The following is a 21,905-nucleotide window of genomic DNA, read 5'->3' on the forward strand; positions in this document are numbered from 1 at the left end:
CTGATTAGGGCCGGGGGGGGACGAGCAAGAGTGCCTGCTCCATGCTGGCAAGCTTGATTTGGGTCTCCTCATACTCCTCGGCAGGCTGAGAGCCCTCAACAATCCCGCACCCCGCGAACAAATGACAGTGCCGAGGGGCGATCAGCGCCGAGCGCAGAGCCACCAGGAAGTCACCGTTACCCTGTGAATCCAGCCAACCCACAGGCGCCGCATACCAGCCCCGGTCGAAGCCTTCGTGGCGACGGATGAAGTCCATGGCGGTCGCAGTTGGCAATCCACCCACCGCCGGCGTTGGATGCAGCGCGTGGATACCGTCCAGCAAACGCTTGTCCGAGTTGAGTTGCGCCATGATCGGCGTGCTCAGGTGCTGCACGTTGGCCAGCTTCAGCAGGTTGGGGGATGACGCGGCCTGGAGGTCGCTGACCTTGCCGTCCAGGGCTTGGGTAATGGTCTGCACCACCAGTCGGTGTTCATGTTGCTCCTTGGGATCGGCCAGGAGCCGTTCACCGATAGCGTGATCCTCGTTGGCCGTCATGCCACGTCGCGCGCTGCCTGCCAGGGCATGGGTGGTCAGACGACCCTCCTGACAACTGAGCAACCGTTCGGGCGTGGCACCCATGAAGCAATGCTCGCCACGGTGCAGCGCGAACAGGTGGGACGCGTTGCTGCGTGCGTGCAGACGCTGCATCACTGCTCCACTGTCGAGGGACGCGTCCAGTTGGTACTCGATATGCCGCGCCAACACCACTTTGTTCAAATCGCCAGCTGAAATGGCCTGCAATGCCCTATCGACCTTACCCTGCCATTGCCGGGAAGGCAGTGCAATGCGTTCGATGACGTCGGGCGCAGTGGCCGTCGCGGCGGGAGGGTTGAGCAATTGTGCATAGGCCGCCAGGCTGTCGCGAGCCAATGCCTGCGGGTCGCTGTCGGGTCCGACTACCCGCTGGCAGCGCAGCCAGCGGCCGTGGGCGTCTTCGCTGAGCAGCCAATGGGCCAGATGAAAACTGGCGTCAGCGAAGGCGGCCCAATGGGGGGCGCACGGCCGCTGTTCATCGAAGCGCATGCCACCCAGCAGCAACGGTGCCTTGGACCCAACGATTACCGCGTCGGCGCACAGGGCGAACCATTGGCGGTCCACGTCGAGCATGCGCCGGGGGCCGCTGGCCTCGATCTGCCAGGCGCAACCCAGGCCGAACAGCGCCAGGTCCGGCGAGTGCGTGCACCAGAAGAACCCCTGCCTGTGGGCTTCATAAAGGGCCAGGGCTTCCAGCGTCGGCGCGGCGTATGAAGAAACAGCCATGACTGGCCTTTGATACGCCACCGCACGCTGGTGCGCGGTCTGGAACACCTTGAGCAACGCGTTCTCGTTCATACCACCTTGCTCTTTTTCTGCAGCCAGAAGGCGGTCTGCTCGGCGATGTACCAGTGGATGATCTGGTTGAACAGCCCCTCGATAAACTCACCGTCCAGCCCGACCGCCTGCGCCCATTGACGGCGCTGCGGCAACATCGCTGCGACGCGTTCCGGCGCGGCGATGCTGGCCTGGTCAGGTTTGAACGCGGAGGCGGCCTTGACGTACTGCATGCGCAGGCCGAGGGCGTCGATGATCTGCTGGTCGAGGCTGTCGATGGCCTGACGAATGTCCGAAAGGCCGGTGCAGTGTTCCGGGGTTTTCATACCGAGTCTCCCTGAAGGTAGGCAGTGCGTTGCAACAGGTGATGGATCACCGGTCGTGGTTGGTGCTTGAGGTAAAAGTGGTCGCCCTCGAACAGGCGAATATCCGGGGTGTGATGGCTGAGATCGGCCCAGTCGCGGGCCTGCTCAAGGCTGACTTCCGCGTCATCACGGGCCAGCAGCACATCGAGTGGCGCCGTCAAGCGGGCAAGCTGCTTGGGCCGCCAGGTTTCGATGGCCTGGTAGTCGCTGCGCAGGGTCGGCAGGAACAGCGCACGCAGTTGCGGGTTGGCCCACAGGCCGGCGGCGTCGGCGTCCTGGCGCAGGATATCGGCGATCAGCGTGGCGTCGTCCTGGCGGTGCAGGTCACTGGGCGGTTGCCGGTGCGCAGGCGCGTGGCCCGAGACGAACACATGGGTGGCTCCACAACCTGCCGCCTGCAGGCGCACCCCCACGGCGTAGGCGAGGGTGGCGCCCATGCTGTGGCCGAATAGCAGCAAGGGCCGGGCGGGCAGCGTTTGCAGCGCTGCGGCAATGTGCATGGCCAGGCTCTCCAAGCACGGGATATGCGTTTCGTTGAAACGCTCTTCACGCCCTGGATACTGCACGGCCAACAGGTCGATATCCCCCGGCAGGTGCGCCAGCCACGGACGAAAAAAACTCGCGCTGCCCCCGGCATGCGCCAGGCACACCAAGCGCGCCCGCGCCAGTTCGCTTTCTCGCAGCACGCGCAGCCACGGCGATGCAGCGCCGTTCATAGCGCCAGCACCTGCTCTGCCAGGGCCTTGCGGTTGACCTTGCCCAGGCGCGTCAGCGGGAACTCGCGCAGCACCTGCAAGCGATCCGGCAATTTGTAGGCGGCCAGCCCACGTTCACGCAGCCAGGCGTTGATCGAGGCCAGGTCGACCTGCTCGCCGTGGGCCAGCACACAGGCGCAGCTGCGTTCCCCCAACAGCTCGTCGGCCAGGGCCACCAGCGCTACATCGCGAATCAGTGGGTGGCCGAGCAGCAGGTTCTCGATCTCTTCCACGGGGATTTTCTCGCCACCGCGATTGATCACGTCCTTGCTGCGTCCCTCGACGATCAAATGCCCTTCGGGTAGGCGCCGCACCAGGTCGCCGCTGCGGTAAAAACCGTCGGCGGTAAAGGCGCGCTGGTTCTGCTCGGCGGCGTTGTAATAGCCGCGAATGGTGTAGGGACCACGCACCAGCAATTCACCAATGGCACCAGGTGCTACCGGCTGGTCGTCGGCGTCGACGATGCGGATCTCATCGTCGGCGGTCAGCGGTAGTCCCTGGGTGTCAAACACCAACGCCTGCGGATCATCCAGCGGCGTGAAACACAGTAAACCCTCGGCCATGCCGTACACCTGTTGCAGGCCGCAGCCCAGGGCCGGGCGGATGCGTGCGGCAATCTCGGCCTTGAGCCGGGCACCGCCGACCTGCAGCCATTGCAGGCTGCTCAGGTCGTTATCGGACCATTGCGCGACTTCCAGCCACAGCAGTACCAGTGGCGGGATCAGGGCGGTGTGGGTGATGCGTTCGCGTTCGATCAGTTCGAAGGCGGTGTCCGGGCTCGGTTCCGGCGCCAGCACCAGGGTGGCACCGACGCTGAACACGCCCAGCGCACCGGGGGAGGCGAGGGGGAAGTTGTGCGCCACCGGCAATGCGGCGAGGTAACGCGTATCGGCATCGAACCCACACGCCTGGGCCGCCAGGCGCGCATTGCACGCGTAGTCGTCATGGGTGCGCGGGATCAGCTTGGGCAGGCCGGTGGTGCCGCCGGACAGCAGCAACACTGCCACCTCTCGCGAATCTGGCTGCGACCATTCTCGCGGGCTGGCGACACACTGCGCCAGGGGCACAAACTCCTCGGCGGCGCCGACCACCCACACCTGTTGCAGGCTCGGCACTTGCGCACGCAGCGTGCGCGCCAACGGGCGATAGTCGAAGCCCAGATGCTGATCGACAATCACATAGGCCACCGCCTGGCTGAGGTGCGCCAGGTGCGCCAGTTCATGTTCACGATGGGCCGGCAACGCAAACACCGGAATGACGCCCAGGCGCAGCAGGGCGAAGGTCAGGCTGAAGAATTCGGCGACATTCGGTAACTGCACCAGCACCCGCTGGCCAGCCACCAGCCCGCGCTCAGCGAGACCGGCGGCCAGACAGTCGGCCTGATGGTTGAGGTCGGCGTAGGTCCAGCGCCGAGTGCCGTCTACCAACGCTTCTTTGTGCGGCGTACGCCGGGCCTGCTCGCGCAGCAGTTCGCCCAGGGGCGCGCCGCGCCAGTAGCCTTGCTCGCGGTAGCGGTGGATAAAGTCGTCGGGCCAGTCAGTACATCCATCAAGCATGGCAATCTCCTTGGGCAGTCGGGCAGCTCAACAACTGGGCGCCGTGCAAATTCAACGGGTGCGCAAGGCCGGTGATATGCACCGCTTGTACGCCGGTGTGCGTGGCCGGTTGCAGGCGCAGCAGCGGGTCATCGCCGGCCAGTAAGTTGAGGGCGGGGTGATCGTCGGGGTGTACGCCCAGAAGAATCGCGGCCAACCCGGTGGCGCCATTGGGGTGCACCCTGCGCGCCGGGTGCTGGGAAGGTGAGTAGGGCGTGACCAGGAATGGCAGGCGGTCATGGCGCGGGTACACGAAGCGAAAGCGTGTTTGACTGCCATCGGCGCAGGTGCGTCGCCAGTTCACCGTGCGCCCCATGTGCACGCCGCAGGCCGCGAGGCTCTTGAGGCGCGGCGCCAGGGCCGGGTCTTCGCACAGCAGGGCGAGGTCGCAGAAGCCTTCGCCCTGGGCGGCCCAACGCAACATGCGCCGTCCGGCCCCCCGGCCGGCGAGGCAGTCGATGGGCCACTTGAACAGCCAGGCATGCCGAGGCGTGGTCAGCAGTTCGATGATCGGCCCCTGGCTGAACCAGATGTGCGCGTGTTGCGCGCTGGCCTCGGCAGTGGCGTAAGTGACCTCGAAGCCGGCAGCGCGGAAATTCGCTACGGCCTGGTGCAGATCGCGCACCCACAGCAGCACATGGCTGCATGCGGAAGAGGGTTGGGCAGTGTTCAAAACGGCAGGGCTCCCAGCAGTTGGGCGGTGTCGTCACCGCAAGGGGGGTGTACGGCGTCGGCACGGGCCTGGAGTTCGGCCAGTGGCAGTGCACGCGGCACCGGTGGTTCGATCAGTTCAGGCATGCCGATCAGGCTGTTCATTTCGCGCCAGGCCATGGACACCTCGGTGGCCCACACACCGCTGCGCAGGCGGCGTGCGGGTTCATCGATGTCGCGACACAGCTCGCCGAGGGCGACAGTGACTGCATCGGGCCAGACCTGGTTGAACACCTGGTGGTAGCTCGCCGGGGTCTGCGGGTCGAGCACCACCATGGTCGGACCGGCCAGGCGTTCGCTGCCGGGGCCGGCCATGATCAAGCGGTCGGTGTTGTCCCGTGGGGCGTGCAGGCGCGGGTTCCAGAGCACCGGGCCATGGGTGTCACCCAGGCTCAGCACGCCGGCTTCGCAGCCCACTTCGAGGCGATGCAACAGGAAGGAATGGTTGTCCGGGTCCTGGGGGTGCACCTGGTTCTGAATGCGCAGGCTGATCGGTACACCGTTGAAACGCGCGTTGAGCCGCGTGAAGGGTTGCGTCCCGACTCCGGCACCCGGCGCTGCGAACACCCAGGGCCGCATACCCCCGGCGAGACGCCCGAGAATGTCCAGCAGCGGGTAGGCGACCTGACTGTTGCAAGCTGCGTCGATATACGCCAGCCCCTGCTGTTCGCGCAGGTACTCGGCCACGGTGAGAAAACGCCGGATCGCGAGGATATTCGGGTACAGCGTGTTCACCGCATAAGCCGCGCGGCCCTGGCGCGCGGCCTGCATGCACGCAGCGATTTCGCGGTGGTGCACCGGGTGTTCCTGGAGCACATGGATGCCCCGCCGCAGCAGGTGCTGGGCCAGCTCGCTGCCGGCGCCGCCGGTGGCGCCTGAGCGCACCACCACGCAGGCGATATCGACGTCATCCGGCACTTGCTCCACAGCCTCGTACAGCGGCACGCCATAGTGCGCGGCGCAGGCGCGGGAGTAGGCATTGCCGCGTGACAGGATGCCCACCAGTTCGTAGTCGGCTTGAGCGCGCGCCAGGGCTTGCAGGTAAATACGGCCGAACGCGGTGCCAGCAATGACCACGCGTTTGCGTACAGGCGGGCGGCTCATGACCAGGTCACCGGCAGGCAGTGGGCGCCGCGAAAAAACGTCGCGGTTTTCCATTGCACTTCGCCGCAGCGTTGCAGGTCGGGCAGGCGCACCACCAGGGCGTGCAGCGCCTCCTGCAATTCGACCCGTGCCAGGGCCGAGCCGATGCAGTGATGCAGGCCATGGCCGAAGCCGAAATGGCCGTTGGCATCCCGATGCAGGTCCAGCGCCTGCGGGTTTTCAAAGCGTGCGGGGTCATGGTTGGCGGCGCCGATGGAGGCGAACACCGCGTCGCCCTGGCGCACCAGGGTTTCACCGACCTGAATGTCTTCCAGCGCGTAGTGCACAAACATCGCCGCCGAGGCCAGCGGGATGTAGCGCAGCAGCTCTTCGACCGCCTGCGGTATCTGCTCGGGATCGGCCTTGAGCTGTTGCCACTGGGTGGGGTTGTCCAGCAGCACCTGGATGAAATTGGGGATCTGCGCGGCACTGCCTTCGTAACCGGCGACCAGGATCGCAATGCACAACAGCAGCAATTGCTCCTCGTTGAGGGACTCGCCTTTGTCGTCGGTCTGGGTCAAGGCGGTCATGAAGTCATCCCGCGGTTCGCGTCGACGCTCGGCCACCAGGCCTTTGATGTACGCGGCCAGTTCACCCAAGTGACGTTGGGTTTGGGCTGCGTCCTCGGTGCGGGTTGACAGCAGTGAATCGTTCCACACCTTGAAGCGATCACGGTCCTGAACCGGTACACCGAGCAGCTCGCAGATCAGTGCCAGGGGCAGCGGCAGGGCGTAGTCGTTGACCAGGTCGGCAGGCGGGCCGGCGGCGAGCATACGGTCGATCAACTGGTGAGCGTAATCGCGGGCGTGGGGGCGCAGGGCTTCGACGCGGCGACGGGTGAAGGCCTGGGCGGCGCGCGAGCGAATTCGCGTGAGTTGCGGCGGGTCCATCATCACGATGCCACCGGCGATGCGCGGAAACGCGCGGGGGCTGTCGTCGCGGCGAAACACCTCGCTGCGGCTGAAGCGCCGGTCGCCCAACACCAGGCGAACATCGTCGTAGCGGGTGGCGAGCCAGGCGGGGGCGCCGATGGGCATCTGGATGCGCAACAGCCCCGGTGCCTGCTGGGCATGGCGATAGGGCTCGGCCAGCTTCAGGTCGGTGAAGCGGTTGAAAGGGTAGTCCAGCGGGGTCATGGCAAGTCCTTGGCGGTGCTGAAGTCGGGCAAATGGTCGAGCAGTTCCAGCTGCAGCGCGGGGTCTTCCAGATGGGCCTTCAGTGCGGCGCGGCTCAGGCGTTGGGCCGGGACCTGAGCTGCGAATACGCGATGGCCCAGGCTCGCCAGCGGGTGTGCGGCGGCGGGCAGGCTGCGGTTGCCGTGGAAGCCGGCCCGCGCCAGTGCGCTTTGCCATTGCATTAGGTCCAGAAATGTGGCGCTGCTGAGTTGGCGCTCGTCGCTGGCCTGGTTGAGCATGAAAGCCTGGGAGGCCATCACCCAGAATGCTTCCTGCGTCGGTTCGCTGAACACCAGCCAGCCGCCCGGTTTGAGCAAAGCGAGCAGGGTGGCCAGGGAACGTTCGGTGTCGCGGGCCGCATTCAGCACGCCACCGGCGACGATCAGGTCCCAGGTCTGGCTTGGATAACCCTGGGCCAGGGCTGGGCGGTCGATATCGAACACGCCGTGGCGCACCCACGACCAGCCCTTGAGCCGCTCGGCGGCTTGCTCGCTGAAGTAGCGCGATACGTCGGTGCACAGGTAGTCCACATTGGCATTGGCCAACGTGGGCAACACCGCCTGGGTGGTGGAACCGGTGCCAGCGCCGACTTCCAGCACGTGCAGCGGCACACCGGCCGGCTGGCGTGCGGCCCAGGCGCCGATCCAGTGGGCGACGGCGCGGTGCTGGTATTGCGCCGCCAGGCTTTCGCGGTACAGCGCTGTCGCGCGTTCGGTGCGGCCTTCGGGAAACAGCAGATGCACCGCCGCACATTCACCGCGCATCAACGACGGCAACTGCCGCGCATTCTCCCGCGCATAGTCGAGGGTGCCGCTGCCGCCGGTATTCCGCGCCCAGTCCACGCTCAACTGCGCCCAAATACGTTCAAGGGCGGCATCGCTCCAGGCATCTGCGTCGAGGGTGGGCTGCAACCTATCGGCGGCACGTTGCAATAGGCCCTGGGATTGCAGCACATCGAGCCAGCGTGCAATCAAAGGCCGGTGACCGGGGGCAATGCCGGCCAGCGCCAGGCTGTGGGCCACGTCATTGAGCGGTGCAGGCAGCAGCCCGCACTGCTCAAGCCCATTGAGCATGGAGAGCAACGCGGCATGGCCCAATCGGTCATTGAGTCGCACTGCCTCCCTCAGCTGTGCGGCTTCAAATTGTTGGTCGAGCGCCGCCTCGGTTGCGGCCAGGTGATCGTCTACCGGCATGCTCGCGCAAGGACGCGGGACCACGAACAGCGTCTGACCGTGCAGGGCCGCGGCATTGACTTGGGGATGGTCCATCGCGCGCTCACGCCAGCGTTGATGCGCGAGCTTGATGCTGGCCAAGTCGTGCCATTGCTCCGTGAAGCCTTGGACGCTGCAATCGAGGTGCGCCGCCGCTCGCTCCGCGAGCTTCCAGTCACCGGAGCGGTTGCTGACGAACAGCAACTGTTGCAGGTGGCTGAGATCACTCAGCGCCAGCGCGGGGAAATCCAGCAGGCACTCCAGCTGTTCGGCGCTCATCATCACTACCGCGGGGCGTTGGCGCTCAAGCAAGGCCAGCAGCCGGGCGGGCGCCAACTGATGAACGCCCAGGTCGGTAAATGCAGGCAGTTGCCAGGGCGCAGTGGGCAGGTCGATCAGCAGGGTATCGACGTTCATCGGGAAACTCCTGTGGCATGGAACAGACGTTGCCCGGCGACGGCCAGCGGGTCGGTCGCGGCGGGCCATAGGTCGAGCAACTCAAAACCCGCGGCGTGCAGGGCCAGGCGCCAGGCGTCGGGTGAGAGGAACACCTCATCGGTGGCCCTTGGCGGGGCGCCGGCTGGCGGGGATAGCAACAGGTGCATGAAGGTCAGCATCGCCGGGTTGTCGGCGATGGATTCGCTGAACAGCAGGGTGCCGCCGTCGCGCAGGCAATCGCGGATTCGCGCCAGGCTGCGCGGCAGGTCGCAGGCGTTGTGCAGCACGTTGCCGGCAATTACCAGGTCCTGGCTGCGGGGTTCGATGCCTTGTTCGCTGAAGTCGCGATCGAGGTCGAGCAGGTTGAATTGCACGCCTGGCTCCAGGCGGAACTGGCGACGAGCCGCGCCGGTAAACAGGGCGCTGAGGTCGGTGAATCGATAGACCTTTTCGCGGTCTTCCAGGGCCGCGAGTACAGCGCGGGTGGTGCAGCCGGCGCCGGCGCCGAGTTCCAGCACTTGCAGCACTTCGTCGGCCTTGCCGGCCTCCCGCGCGCGGGCCGCCAGCGCCTGATTGATCGCGGCGGTGAAGTGGTTGTGCTGGTACGCACCGAGTACCGCCACCGGGTCCCCGGCAAGCACCAACAAAGGCGCCAGGGCAATCTGGTCGCGCAGCAACTCGGGCAGGCGCTCGATGACCTGGGCATGCAGTTGCGCCATGCTCGGCGGGAAGCCCAGTTCCGCATACAACGTTGGTAGATCGCCGATGGCTGCTTGTGGCGGCGTGCCGTGCCAGGCAAACCGGTCGTTGTCTTCACGCACGGCTCCGGCACGCGACAACGCCGCCAGCCAGCGCCGCACAATCCAGGCATGGCGCGGTGCCGTACCGAGGGCCTGGTTAAGGTGTTCGGCTGTTCGCCACACCTGCATCGGCAAGGCCTGCGTATGCAGGAGCACGTCAGCCATGACGCCCAGGCTCAATTGTTTCAGTGCGTTGAGGGCGGTGTTCATAGGCAACCTTCTTCGGCGTCTTGCAGGTGTTCGAGCGGGTGGTCCAGCAGGTTCAGCGTGCGGATCGACGAGGTGCGTTGCAGGCGTTCAAGGCTGGCGGCGGGCGGCAAGGCGTGGGCGGCGTGATGGCAGCCGGGGCGGATTTCGCCTTCGAGCACACTCACTACGGTGATCGCCGCCATGGCGCCGGTCAGTGCCGCATTGCCGGCGCCGCTGAGTACCAGACTGCGAGTGCACGCTTGGCCGTCGCAGAGACCATCGAGTTGCAGCAACAACGTGACAAAGGGTGGCTGGCCACTGAGGTCCAACTGGCTGGCCGTGCATAAGCGTTGCACCGCTTCGGCACGCGGCAGGTTGTGCGCCTGGTCGAGGGCGTTGAGCACATGCCCGTCGGTTATCACGTTGAACCACTGGCCTGTCTCCAGGTGCAGGTCCCTGGCCAGGCGTTCGCCTTCCTCGTTCAAGTAGGGCAGCACATGCACCGGGCCGGGGAAACACGGCAGCAGCACATCGCGACGGCGCCTCAGTGCGCGGCTGCACCGGCCGTTGTGCCAGGCCGCCAAGGGCTCGCTGGAGCCGTCAACCGCACCTTGCAGGAAGTCGTCCGCGGCCACCGCCGTGAATTGGTCGCGCAGGCCGAAATAGCTGGTCAGGCCCTGCACCCGAGTGAACCCTTGCGCAGCCAGCCAGCGCGGTAGCAGGCCGGTGAGCCCCGGTTGCAGGCCCGCGCCAAGCACCGCGCTACGCCCGCGCCATAGGGCCGGGTCGAGGTGTATATCGCCGGCGGCGTCGACGTAATGTGCATCGGCTTTCAAGGCGGCCTGTGCGGCACGGTCCGCCACGCGCCAGGAGGGGCCGGCGCAATTGAGCAGCACGTCGCAGCCACGGGCGAACCTGGCCAGTGCGGGCGTGTCGTTGAAGTCCACGGCCGTCCATTGCAACCGAGCATCCGGCCATTGCTGATGCAGCCGCGCCAGGCAACGCGCGCCGGTGTGCGCGTCACGCCCGCCCAGGCGCAGGTTGTGCAGGCCCAGGCTCAACAAGGCCTGCGCGCTGGCCAGGCCGACGTCACCACTGGCACCCAGCACCCCGATCAGCATGGCTGGGCCTGCGCATTCAGGCGCCAGCCGCCGGCGCGCTGACGGTCATGCCAGAACCCGGCATAACGACCGTTGAGGCTGAGCAGTTGCGCGTGGGTGCCCGATTCCACCAGACGCCCCTGGTCCAGGACCAGGATCTGGTCGGCGGCCATGATGGTCGGCAAGCGATGGGCGATCACCAGCACGGTCGAGTTTTGCATCAGGCGCTGAATCGCGGCTTGTACGAAGGCTTCGTTGTGCGGGTCGAGTGCAGCAGTGGCTTCGTCCAGCAGCACGATGGGCGCACGCTTGAGCAACGCCCTGGCCAGTGAGACGCGCTGGCGTTCGCCCCCGGATAACGATGCGCCGCCTTCGCCCACCGGCGTGTTCCAGCCCTGGGGCAGGCGTGCGACGATTTCATCCACACCGGCCAGCCGTGCCGCTTCGGCGACGTCGCGGGCACTGGCGTCCGGGCTGCCCACGCGGATGTTCGCTTCCAGGCTGTCGTCGAACAGGTACACGTCCTGCATCACCAGCGACAGTTGCGCCATCAGCGCCTCGCTGGACTGTTCACGCACGTCCACGCCGCCGACCTTGACGCTGCCCGTGGTGGTATCGAAAAAGCGCATCAGCAGGCGAGTGACGGTGGTCTTGCCCGAACCCGAGGCGCCGACAATCGCGGTCATTGAATGGGCCGGGGCGCTGAAGGTCAGATCCTGCAGCACCGTCGGGCCACTGGGGTAGGCGAAGCTCACCTGTTCGAAGGCCAGGCTGCCCGGCGCGGACAAGGGCTGGCTGACGACGGGCTCGGGCAGCGACGGCTCACGCAGGATGCCCACCAACTGATCCAGGTCGTTGCCGGCCATGCGCAATAGACCGCTGCGTGCAGCAGCTTCGGCCAATGGCCCCACAAACCGCGCTGCCAGGGCGAGCAGGGCAACCAGCTGGATGGCATCGATTTCACCATGGGCAGCCAGGGTAATGCCCACGCCTACCAGCAGCGCGAACGCCAGCTGCACGGTCAAACCGCCAGCGAGCAGCTTGGGAAAGGTCTGCGACAGCATCGAACCACCGGCCTGCTTTTGCGCCTGATTGGCCGCCTGCAACGGCGCGTAGCCGTCCTGGGTGCGACCAAACGCGCGCAGTACTTGCTGGTAGCGGGCGAACTCCACCACCCGGTTGCCGGCCAGGGTCGCGGCGGCTTCCACCCGCGCATCGTTGCTGCCGATGGCGGCGGCCGACCAGTGATGGGCGAAGTAGATCAACGGCGCACACAGCACGGCCGTCAGGCCCAGGCGCCAGTCGAACACGAACAGGGTCAGTGCCACGGTGGCCGGCACCACTACCCCGGACACCACCGGCCCCAGGTAATGGGCAAACAAACCGGTGACCATCAACGTGCCGCTGGTGGCGCTGCGCGACAGGCGTCCAACCTTTTCCGAGTTGAACCAGCCCAGGGGCAGGCTGACCAAGTGCTGGCCGAGACGATCATGCAACGTCGTCAGCACCAGCAGAGCTAGGGCAAAACCCTTCATGGCCTGCTGGTAGTGGGCGATGCAGGTCAGCACTACCATCGCCGCCAGGCCCGCCAGCCAGGTCATGGCGCTGGGCAAGTCGCCGACGAACAGCGCGTGCAGGATCGGCACCAACAGGGCCACGGCCAGGCCTTGCAGCACGGCACTGGTCACCAGCCACGCCAGGTAACGGTAGAGACGCGAGGCATGGGGCGGGCCCAGTAAGGTCACAAGGCTACGGATCACAAAGACATCTCCAAGGCAGGGGTTTCGGCACCTGCTCGCCACATTCGGGCATAGGCGCCGTTGGCTTTCAGCAGTTGTTCATGGCAGCCGCTTTCCAGCACGCGGCCCTGGTCGAGAACGACGATCTGGTCGACCCCGCTGATGCTTGCGAGGCGATGGGCAATCACCAGCACCGTGCGACCACGTGCCAGGGCCGACAGGGCGTCCTGGATCAGCGCTTCGGATTCGGGGTCGGCGTGGGAGGTGGCTTCATCGAGGATCAACACCGGCGTGTCCGCCAGCAGGGTGCGGGCGATGGACACGCGCTGCGCTTCGCCACCGGAGAAGACCGCATCGTCGCCGATCACCGATTGATAACCCCGGGGCAGGGCCTGGATACGCGCATGAATCTGCGCCGATCGCGCCGCCGCCACGACCTCCGCATCGCTGGCGTCGGGGCGGCCGAGGCGCAGGTTATCGGCGACTGTGCCGTGCACCAGCTGCGCGTCCTGCAACACGAAGCCCACGTGTCGATACAACTGGCGCGGGTCGATCTCACGCACATCGGCGCCACCCACGCAGATGCGGCCGGCGTTGACGTCATGAAAGCGCGGCACCAGCTTGGCCAGAGTCGACTTGCCGGCACCGGATGCACCGACCAATGCGGTGACGCTGCCGGCTGGACAGTGCAAGTCGACGCCCTTGAGGATCAGGTGCTCGGCGTCGTAGCCGAACTGCACCTGTTCAAAGCGGATGTCGCTGCCTTGGGGTTGGACGCAGGCCTTGGGCGTGGGCAGTTCCTCGACGTCCAGCAGTGCTTCGATGCGATCGGCTGCTGCCAGGGCCGTGCGCTGGGCCGTGAGGCTCTGGTTGATCACCAGCAGCGATTGCGGGATGACCACCGCTACCAGGGTTTCGGCGAACAGTTCCAGCGGCGTGATCCAGCCGTACGCTAGCAACAGGCTGCCGACCCCCAGGCTTACCAGCAGGATCACCGGCACACTCAGGGCCATCGAAGAAAAGGCTTCCAGGCGCAGCAGCGGCCTGACCCAGCCGGCGTACTGCTCGCTGAACTGGTTGACCGCCTGCTGATAGCTGCGATGCGCCTGGCCGACCTGGCCGAACGCTTTGACCACGGCAATGCCGTGCACGAACTCGACAATTGCCGCGCTGACCCGGGTCATGCTCTTGTCCAGCAACTGCATCTTGGCGCCGAAGCCGCGCATCATCAGGGTGTAGGCCACTGCGTAGATGGGCAGCGTCAGCACCGCCAGCAGCGCCAGCCGCCAGTTCAGCGTGGCCAGCCACAGCAAGCCCGCCAGCGGGGTGACGATGGCCGCGGTGAGTTCCACCGCATGGTGGGCGACCAGATGGTGCAGGTCTTCGAGGTCATCCTGCACCACCTTGCGCACGGCGCCGGAGGTGGTGTCGGTGTACCAGCCCAACGGCACGCGCCCGAGCTTGTGCACCATGGCTTCGCGCAAACTCGATTGCAGCCGGTGGTCAGCCACATGGGTCAACCACAGCGCCACGCCGCTGGCCATCCACCCTACGCTCAGGGCGATCACCACCAGCGCGGCCCACAGCCACAGGGTTTGGCTGTCGGCGCTGCCGGCCAACAGCAAGCGGCCCAGTTCGGTGAGGCCGATAAAGGGCACCAGGTTAACCAATGCGCCGAGGGCGGCGAACGCCACACCGAGGCGGATGAGGCGATTGACCGGGCGTTTCAGGGTATCCAGGGCAGTGGTCATGAGTTTTTCCGAAGGGCCTCAAGCAGGTGCCCAGTAACGGTGTGGACGTGGGGCGGTTCGATCACGCTGAAATGGTTGCCGGGCACGTCGATCAACTCGAAGCGGCCCAGGCAGGCGTCTTCCCAGAACGGCGCGGCCAGATGACCGACGCCGCCGGTGATACCAAACGATTGCTGCTCCAGGCAGCGCAGGTAGGTCATGTTGCCGAGGAACGGCGGCGGGTCGAATCGCGCCGCACGCATGCTGTGGCGGCACACGCGGAACAGCGTCGGCACCAGTTCGGCGCCGATCGGTACGCCGGCCTGGCCTGAGGCCAGGTGCGCGTATTCGGCCAGGCGCTCCTCCTGGCTGCGCGCCGATTGTTGTTGTACCGCCAGCGCCAGCGCGTCCAGCCCCGGATCGCCGCTCAACGCCGCCATGGCCCCGGCCGGCACGCGGCGGTTGTCGCGGGCCATCAACAGGTCGATGGCACGGTAGACGTCGTAGTCTTCGATGTGCGCACCGAACACGGTTTTCACCGGGTCCAGGTTCAGGTTGGGCACGAAGATCGCCTCGTAGGCCAGTTCTTCGTCGGTGTCGATGAACATCGGGATGCTGTCGATCAGGCTCAAGTCGACCACCTCCATGCCGCGTTCGAGCAAGCGTCGGGCAACCTCAGTGGCCAGCAGGCCGCCGAGGCAGTAGCCGATCAGTTGGAAACGTTGATGGCCGTCGGCAATCAAGCGCTCGGCGTAGTCCTCGGCCACGCTCTCGATCAGGCGTTTGGGCTCCAGCGCCAGGTACTGTTCGGTGTCCGCCACGGCAAAGCCAATCACCGGACCCGCCTGCTGGTCGGCAAGGGCGCGGCCCAGGTGCTGGAAATAATCCAGGGTGCCGAGGGCCGCATGGAACATCACCCGCACCGGGCCGGCCTCACCCCCGCCAAACGGTACCACCAGCGCGTTGCTGCGGGATGAGCGTTGCGCTTCACCGCTGGCGGCAACTCTGGCCGGCGTGGTTTTGCCCTGATTGAGCAGGCGCGCGAGGGCGGCGACATTCGGCTCATTGAGCATCTGCCGCAACAAGGTGTCGTAGCTCAGGCTTTGGGCCTGGGGCAGTTGCTCACGCAGTTGGCCGGCGACACGGGCGAGGATCAGCGAGTCGGCGCCTTTTTCATAGAAGCTGTCCTCGACGCCGATCTGCGCCAGCCCCAGGGCGTCGGCCCATACGCGACACAACTCGGCGGTGAGCGGATCGCTCGGCGCTTCTTGACTGCTGGAGGCCTGGGCATCGGCGGCAGGGCGCCAGCCGGCCAACGTCTTGCGGTCGACCTTGCCGTTGGCGGTCAGCGGCAAACGGTCGAGTACCTGCAGGTGCGCTGGCAGCATGTAGTCCGGCAGGCGCTGGGCCAGGGCGCGGCGTAGGCTGTCGACACTCAGACGCTGCACGCCGGCCTTGAAGCGCGCGGCGAATACCTGCATGCCGAGGGCGGCCAGCGGGTGGTCGGCCTGGGGCAGGGCAGGCAGGCATTCGCCACCGAAGGCCTTGACCCGCGCCTGCCAGATATCGGCGTCACGTAGACCACTTCGGCCCTGGTCGTGGTCGCCATTGACCGGCGTCATCATGAAGCCCTGGGTCAGCAGGATCGGCGGCCACTCACCGGTGGGTTCGCTGAACACCAGCCAACCGCCGGGACTGAGCAATTCGGTGATCTGGCCGAGGGCGTTATCGATGTCTTTGACGCTGTTGAGCATGCCCGCACACAGCACGATATCCACGCTGTTGCTGGCCAGACCCTGAGGGCGGATGTCCTGGTCGATGTCCAACACGCCATAGCGCACCCAGGCCTGTTCAGCAAAGCGTTGCTTGGCCGCCGGCAGGAAAAACGCGGTCATGTCGGTAAACAGGTAGTCGACTTCCAGCCCATCGAGCAAGCCGATGACCGGCGCGCTGGTGGCGCCAGTACCGGCGCCAATTTCGAGGATGCGCAGCGGGCCATCGCCTTGATGGTGGGTGGCCAGGCGATTGATCAGCGCAGCAATGCAGTGGTTGTTGTAGCGCGACACCGCGTCACCGCCATACAGCTGCAATGCCAAGTCCAGTTGGCCTTGGGGGAACAGCAGGTCGAACGGGTTGACCTCGCCCTTGAGCAGTTGCGGCAGTTGCCCCACATGCTTGAGCTGGTAGTCGAGCAGCGCCTGGCTGCACAGCCCCGAGGCGACCGCCTGTTCCACCCGGCCCCACGCCAGTGCCGGGTTGGGCGCGGGTTGCGCGAGGCGGTAGTGCGAGTGGGTGTAGCGCAGCAAACCAGCCTCGCACAGCGCGCCCAACCAGCGGCGTACCAGCCAATGGTGACGCGGCTCGGCGTGCAAGGCGTGCAGGATTGTGCCAGCGTCCGGTTCGGCCCGTTCGCCGCTGAACAGGCCGGCTTTGAGCAACACCTCCAGCATTGAACTCAATGCGGCGGCACTCAGGTCAGCCTGATACTCGCGCACCTGTTGCGCGTCGAAACTACCCACCTGGCTGTCGGCATAGCGTTTGACCGCCGTAAGCAACGACGCGCCTGGAAGCGGCTCGGGTTCGGCGCGTGCGGCGGTGACGAACGCCAACAGGTCGCCACTGACCAGGCTGACCGCACTGTCCACGCCGGGGGTGGCGAGCAGTGCAGCCTCAACCTCACCCAGCTCCACCCGGTGCCCGCGAATTTTCACCTGGCCGTCTTCACGGCCCAGGAATTCCAGTTCACCCCCCGGCAGGTAGCGGCCACGGTCACCGGTGCGGTACAGGCGCTGACCGTCGAGCGGATGAGGAAAAAAGCGTGCGTCACTCAAATCCATATCGCCCAGGTAGCCCTGGGCCAGGCCGACACCGGTGATATACAGGTCGCCCGGCACCCAGGTCGGTGCATCGCGCCAGTGGTGGTCGAGTACCCGAAAGCCTTGGTTGGCCAACGGCAGGCCGTAGGGAATGCTGCGCCACGCTGGGTCGATGGCGCCGATAGGGTGCAGGTTCGACCAGATCGAGGCTTCAGTGGCGCCGCCCAGGCCCACCAGTTTCAGTTCGGGCAGCAGCGCCTTGAGTTGGGGGGGCAGATTCAGCGGGATCCAGTCACCGGAGAGCAAGGCCAGGCGCAGGCTGTCCAGTGGGCGGGGTTCGGCGTGCAGATAGTCGGCGAGCATGTGCAACTGTGCCGGTACCGAGTTCCACAGCGTGACCTGATGGCGCTGCACCAGCTCGGCCCAATGCGATGGGTCGGCGCCGCGTGCGGGGTCGGGCAGCACCAGGGTTCCGCCCACGGCGAGGGGACCGAACAGGTCATACACCGACAGGTCGAAACTCAACTGCGCCAGGCCCAGTACGCGGTCATCGGCGTTGACCTCGAAGCGTCGGTTGATGTCTTGCACGGTATTGAGTGCGGCACGATGGCTGATCATCACGCCTTTGGGCTCGCCGGTGGAGCCGGAGGTGTAGATCACGTAGGCAAGGTGATCGGGGCTGCCTTCGAGCAGCTCGAAATCCGCGCCTGCCGAGGGCAGCCGGTCCACGCTGTGCCACTGCGATGTCTCGGGCAACGGCGTATGGGGCTGCGCCAGGGAATGCCCCAGCACATGCCGCACCTTGGCGCTGCGCAGTACGCGGTCGCGGCGTGCGGCCGGAGCGTTGCTGTCCAGGGGCAGGTAGGCGGCGCCGGCGAGCAACACGCCGTAGGCTGCCACCACCTGGTCGAGTCCCTTGGGCATCAGGATCGCCACCGGTTCCTGCGCGTCGCATCCCGCCTCACGCAGGGCTGACGCCACCGCCAGCGCGCGTTCGGCAAGGGCGGCGTAGGTCAGGCTGCCACTGGCATCGATCACCGCCAGGGCGTGGGGATGTTCCCAGGCCATGGCCAGCAGGCCGTCATGCAGACGGCCGGTGGGCAACGGGGCGGCGGTAGCATTCGCCGCCAAGCGTTCACGCTGCTGCCAGGCCGGCAGCGGCACTTGCACCGGATGTTCCCAGGCTGCCGGGTCCAGGGCCAGCAACTGCAATTCGGCGACGAACGCCTGCTGCATGTCGTCCACCAGGCCGTCGGGAAACACGCCCTGGCGCACGTCCCAATGAATGTGCAGGCCATTGGCGTCATCCATCACCTGGCAATCGAGGGTGACTTGCGGCGTCTGGGTGATGCCGTGGCCAACCCGGCGTTGACTGGCCGGCGGCGCCTCAATCCCCAGGCCGATGGCGCTGGTGAAGACCACCGGCATGGCCGCCGCTTCACGCCCGCGGCGGCGACCGATTTCGCGCATGACCTGGATGCCGGAGAACAACCGGTGCTCCAGGTCGGTAAACAATTGGTTGCCCAACTGGCGTGCCTGGGCGGTGAAGTCCAGGCCCTCGGGATCGTTGACCTGCAACAGGCTGACCGAGGTGAAGTCGCCCACCAGGCGATCCACCTGTGGATGCAGCGGCAGGCGGTTGAGCAATGTCAGGTTGAGGCTGAAGGCGGGTTGCTGGCTCCAGCGTTGCAAGGTCGCGGCATAGGCTGCCAGCACTACGATCGATGGGGTGAGGCTACGTTCGCTGGCTGCGCTTTTCAGGGCAGCCCATGGCCGCGGCTCAAGCCGCGCCGAGTGTCGCTGGAACCGTGGCTCGCGGGTGTCTTCGCCGCTCAGGGGCGTCGGCAGTTGCGGTGCGGCGGGCAATGCGTCGATGCGTGTCAGCCAGTAATCACGGTCGCGTTGGTGGCGGCTGCCTTCGAGCAAACTGCGCTCGGCCAGCAGGTAGTCGCGAAAGGTGATGTCGAGGGCTGGCAAGGCTGCCTGGGGATTCTGCAGCAACAGTTCCAGCTCATTGAACAGCAGCTGCGCGCTGGCCCAGTCGGCGATCAGGGAGTCCATGGAGAAGTGCAGTGTGTCGCCGTTGTCACTGCGGCTCAGGCGCAGCTCAAACAGCGGCCAGACCTCGGTGGGGTAAAGCTTCTGCTCCATGGCCTGGCGAATCTGTTGCACCGTATGCTGGTGCTGCGCGCGGGTGGCGCCACGCAGGTCGGCAATGGTCAGCGAATAGTGGGCGACGTCGGCCAGCACCCGCTGCGAGCCTTCACTGGCGATCACCGCGCGCAGCATGTCGTGGCGAGCGATCAAGCGGTTCCAGGCCAGCTCCACCTGCTGTGGGTCCAGGCTTGGCCAGCTCAGTTCCAGATAGCCATGGCAGGCCACATTACCGTAGCCGAAGGACGATTGGCGGCCCAGCAGGTAGGCGTTCTGCACATCGGTGAGAGGGAAGGGCGTGTGGCGTTGCGCCGGATCAGCCAGCACGAGCGGGCGTTCCTGTGTCTCTAGCAAGTGCAGGATCTGTTGCTTGTGTTCGCGCAATTGCGCCAGGCGCTCGGTGTCGAGCAGGCCCTGGGGTGCACGGAATTTCAGTTGTCCGTCCTGGGGCCAGAGTTCGACGCCCAGGGATTTGAGTTCGCTTAGCAGTTTGGCGGCGGGCATGGGTACAGCTCCTGGGAAAAAGGGAGGTTGCGCGGGCATCAGATGACGCCTTCTTCAAGGGTGTGCGGGGTGGGCAGGCGTTCGAGGGTCTGCGCCACTTCCAGCAGGCTGGCGGCGCCGAACAACTGGCCCATGGGCAGTTCCACGCCAAGGCGGCTGCGCAGCATTTCGAGAAAACGCGTGGCCAGCAGGCTGTCGCCACCCAGGCGGAAAAAGTTGTCGTGGCGCGATACGTTCGGCACCTTGAGCAAGTGCTGCCAGAGCTCGGCGATCACGTGTTCGCCGGCGCTCAGCGGTTGCTCATCCAGCGCCACGCGTGACTGGGCAGCGGCGGTCAAGGGGGCGAGCAGTGCACGGCGATCCACCTTGCCGTTGCTGTTCAATGGCAGGCGTTCAAGCACCAGGACCTGTTCCGGGCGCATGTACGCCGGCAGGCACTGTTCCAGGTGTTGCGCCAGCACCTCGGCGCAGGTGCTGGCAGTGACAGCGGCCATCAGACGGTTGTCGACGACCAGCGCCACGGCGCTGTTCACACAGGGATGGCGAGCCAAGGCGGCTTCGATCTCGCCCAGCTCGATGCGATGACCACCGATCTTCACTTGACTGTCGGCCCGCCCGAGAAACTCCAGCAGGCCATCAGGGTGGTAGCGGCCGAGGTCACCGGTGCGGTACCAACCGTCGACAAAACGTTCGGCATTCAACTGCGGCGCGTGGCGATAACCGCGCGCGACGCCGGCGCCGCCGATCCACAATTCCCCCGTGACCCAGTCCGGGCAGTCACGGCCCAGGGCATCGACCACCCGGTAGGCCTGGTTGGTCAACGGCACGCCGTAGGGGATCGAACGCCAGCCCGGCAGTGGTGGTTGCACCTCGAAGTGGTTCGACCAGATCGCCGCTTCGGTCGCGCCGCCAAGGGCGATAAAACGGCAACTGGGGGCCTGGTCTTGCAGGCGTTGCGGCAGGTCGAGGCCGATCCAGTCGCCGGACAGCAGCGCGACCTTCAGATCCAGGCGCTGACGGTCTTTGGCGTTGGCTTCCAGCAGCATGTCGAGCAGCGCCGGCACGCTGTTCCACAAGGTCACGCGGTGCTGTTGCAGTGCCTTGAGCCAGGCCCGTGCATCGCGGCGCTGGTCTTCGTCGATCAGCACCAGGGCGCCGCCCACCGAGAGCAGGCCGAACAGGTCGTATACCGACAAATCGAAGTCCAACGCCGACAGGGCGAGGCCCCGGTCGGTGGCCTGGACGTCATAACGGCGGTTGATGTCGGCCACGGTATTCATCGCCGCACGGTGTGTGATTTCCACACCTTTGGGCTGGCCAGTGGAGCCGGAGGTGTAGATCACATACGCCAGCTCACCCGCCGCGAGAGGCCGTGGTGCCGCCAGCGGTTCGGCTTTCAGCGCGCTGGATGGCTTGAGGTGTTTGACGCCGGGCAGCTGCGGGTCGTGCTCGGCGAGCATCAGGGTCACGCCAGCCTGTTGCAGTATTCGCTGGCAGCGCTGCAACGGCTGGTCGACACCCACCGGCAGGTACGCGGCGCCGGCCGCCAGAATGCCCAGTACGCAGGCGACCTGCTGCGGCCCTTTGGCCAGGGACACGGCCACCAGGTCGCCGGGTGCGACGCCTGCATCCATCAGGCTGTGGGCGATACGCAACGCACGGTCAGCCAGTTCGCCGTACTTCAGCGTGCCGTGTTCACCCCATAACAGTGCCGGGCTTTGCGGAGTCTGGCGCGCCTGTTCAAAGAAGCCCTGGTGCAGCGTCGGGTCGCCCGGCACGCGGTCGCCCGGAGCGTTGAGCTGCGCACGCCGTTGCGCCTGGGCCTGGGGCAGCAGGTCAGGTGGAGCGCTGTCCCAGTCGTGCTCGGCCAGCCAGTTGAGGCTATGCAGGTAAGCGGCGAACATCGTTTCGACCAAGCCTTCGGGAAACAGGCCGACCACACGATCCCAGTTCAGGGCGATACCACCGTTCGCTTCGACGACCTGGTGGTCGAGCCACACTTGCGGGGTTTGTGTCAGGCCGAACACCTGGCGGGCAAACGGGCCATCCACCGGTGCCGCCGTGCCATCCGGCACGCCCAGGGCACTGGTGAACACCACTGGCATGCTCACCTGTTGCTCGCCATTGCC

The 21,905-nt window shown here is 66.1% G+C and carries 14 protein-coding genes and 1 pseudogene; all 15 read right to left on the reverse strand.

Annotation, left to right across the window (positions count from 1 at the left end):
- Positions 1–4: 4 nt before the first annotated feature.
- A complete protein-coding gene (locus BMZ57_RS17145; protein ID WP_069673091.1) occupies positions 5–1,372 on the reverse strand; it encodes an isochorismate synthase in 1,368 nt (455 codons plus the stop codon).
- Positions 1,369–1,677 carry an isochorismate lyase gene (locus BMZ57_RS17150; protein ID WP_010210594.1) on the reverse strand — a complete coding sequence of 103 codons (309 nt, stop codon included), beginning with the start codon at positions 1,675–1,677 and terminating at the stop codon, positions 1,369–1,371. The genes BMZ57_RS17145 and BMZ57_RS17150 overlap by 4 nt, the downstream gene beginning before the upstream one ends.
- Complete coding sequence (locus tag BMZ57_RS17155) at positions 1,674–2,432, reverse strand: thioesterase II family protein (protein WP_069673090.1); 759 nt, start codon at positions 2,430–2,432, stop codon at positions 1,674–1,676. Before BMZ57_RS17155 ends, BMZ57_RS17150 begins: the two co-directional genes overlap by 4 nt.
- Positions 2,429–4,027, reverse strand: coding sequence for a (2,3-dihydroxybenzoyl)adenylate synthase (locus BMZ57_RS17160; RefSeq protein ID WP_069673089.1), 1,599 nt, complete (start codon positions 4,025–4,027; stop codon positions 2,429–2,431). The genes BMZ57_RS17155 and BMZ57_RS17160 overlap by 4 nt, the downstream gene beginning before the upstream one ends.
- Positions 4,020–4,739 (reverse strand): VOC family protein, encoded by a 720-nt coding sequence (locus BMZ57_RS17165; RefSeq protein ID WP_031290816.1) that lies wholly within the window; start codon positions 4,737–4,739, stop codon positions 4,020–4,022. The genes BMZ57_RS17160 and BMZ57_RS17165 overlap by 8 nt, the downstream gene beginning before the upstream one ends.
- Complete coding sequence (locus tag BMZ57_RS17170) at positions 4,736–5,881, reverse strand: Gfo/Idh/MocA family oxidoreductase (protein WP_010210589.1); 1,146 nt, start codon at positions 5,879–5,881, stop codon at positions 4,736–4,738. The genes BMZ57_RS17165 and BMZ57_RS17170 overlap by 4 nt, the downstream gene beginning before the upstream one ends.
- Positions 5,878–7,056 carry a cytochrome P450 gene (locus BMZ57_RS17175; RefSeq protein ID WP_069673088.1) on the reverse strand — a complete coding sequence of 393 codons (1,179 nt, stop codon included), beginning with the start codon at positions 7,054–7,056 and terminating at the stop codon, positions 5,878–5,880. Before BMZ57_RS17175 ends, BMZ57_RS17170 begins: the two co-directional genes overlap by 4 nt.
- Positions 7,053–8,723 (reverse strand): class I SAM-dependent methyltransferase, encoded by a 1,671-nt coding sequence (locus tag BMZ57_RS17180; protein ID WP_069673087.1) that lies wholly within the window; start codon positions 8,721–8,723, stop codon positions 7,053–7,055. Before BMZ57_RS17180 ends, BMZ57_RS17175 begins: the two co-directional genes overlap by 4 nt.
- On the reverse strand, positions 8,720–9,754 hold the full coding sequence (locus tag BMZ57_RS17185; protein WP_044287152.1) for a class I SAM-dependent methyltransferase: 1,035 nt from the start codon (positions 9,752–9,754) through the stop codon (positions 8,720–8,722). The genes BMZ57_RS17180 and BMZ57_RS17185 overlap by 4 nt, the downstream gene beginning before the upstream one ends.
- Positions 9,751–10,854, reverse strand: coding sequence for a saccharopine dehydrogenase NADP-binding domain-containing protein (locus BMZ57_RS17190; protein WP_052806512.1), 1,104 nt, complete (start codon positions 10,852–10,854; stop codon positions 9,751–9,753). Before BMZ57_RS17190 ends, BMZ57_RS17185 begins: the two co-directional genes overlap by 4 nt.
- A complete protein-coding gene (locus tag BMZ57_RS17195; RefSeq protein WP_021492003.1) occupies positions 10,848–12,593 on the reverse strand; it encodes an ABC transporter ATP-binding protein in 1,746 nt (581 codons plus the stop codon). The genes BMZ57_RS17190 and BMZ57_RS17195 overlap by 7 nt, the downstream gene beginning before the upstream one ends.
- Positions 12,590–14,323: an ABC transporter ATP-binding protein gene (locus BMZ57_RS17200; protein WP_010210581.1), complete on the reverse strand. Its 1,734-nt coding sequence runs from the start codon at positions 14,321–14,323 to the stop codon at positions 12,590–12,592. Before BMZ57_RS17200 ends, BMZ57_RS17195 begins: the two co-directional genes overlap by 4 nt.
- Entirely contained in the window at positions 14,320–19,776 is a 5,457-nt protein-coding gene (locus BMZ57_RS17205) for a non-ribosomal peptide synthetase (protein WP_045792188.1), read from the reverse strand. Before BMZ57_RS17205 ends, BMZ57_RS17200 begins: the two co-directional genes overlap by 4 nt.
- Before the next feature lie 38 nt (positions 19,777–19,814).
- Positions 19,815–20,375: a phosphopantetheine-binding protein gene (locus BMZ57_RS30195; RefSeq protein ID WP_437438498.1), complete on the reverse strand. Its 561-nt coding sequence runs from the start codon at positions 20,373–20,375 to the stop codon at positions 19,815–19,817.
- Positions 20,352–21,881: pseudogene (locus tag BMZ57_RS30200) on the reverse strand (amino acid adenylation domain-containing protein); the annotation flags it as partial. The gene BMZ57_RS30195 and the pseudogene BMZ57_RS30200, both read right to left, overlap by 24 nt.
- Positions 21,882–21,905 lie beyond the last annotated feature (24 nt).

The sequence above is a fragment of the Pseudomonas simiae genome, assembly GCF_900111895.1.
Classification (GTDB): Bacteria; Pseudomonadota; Gammaproteobacteria; order Pseudomonadales; family Pseudomonadaceae; genus Aquipseudomonas; species Aquipseudomonas simiae.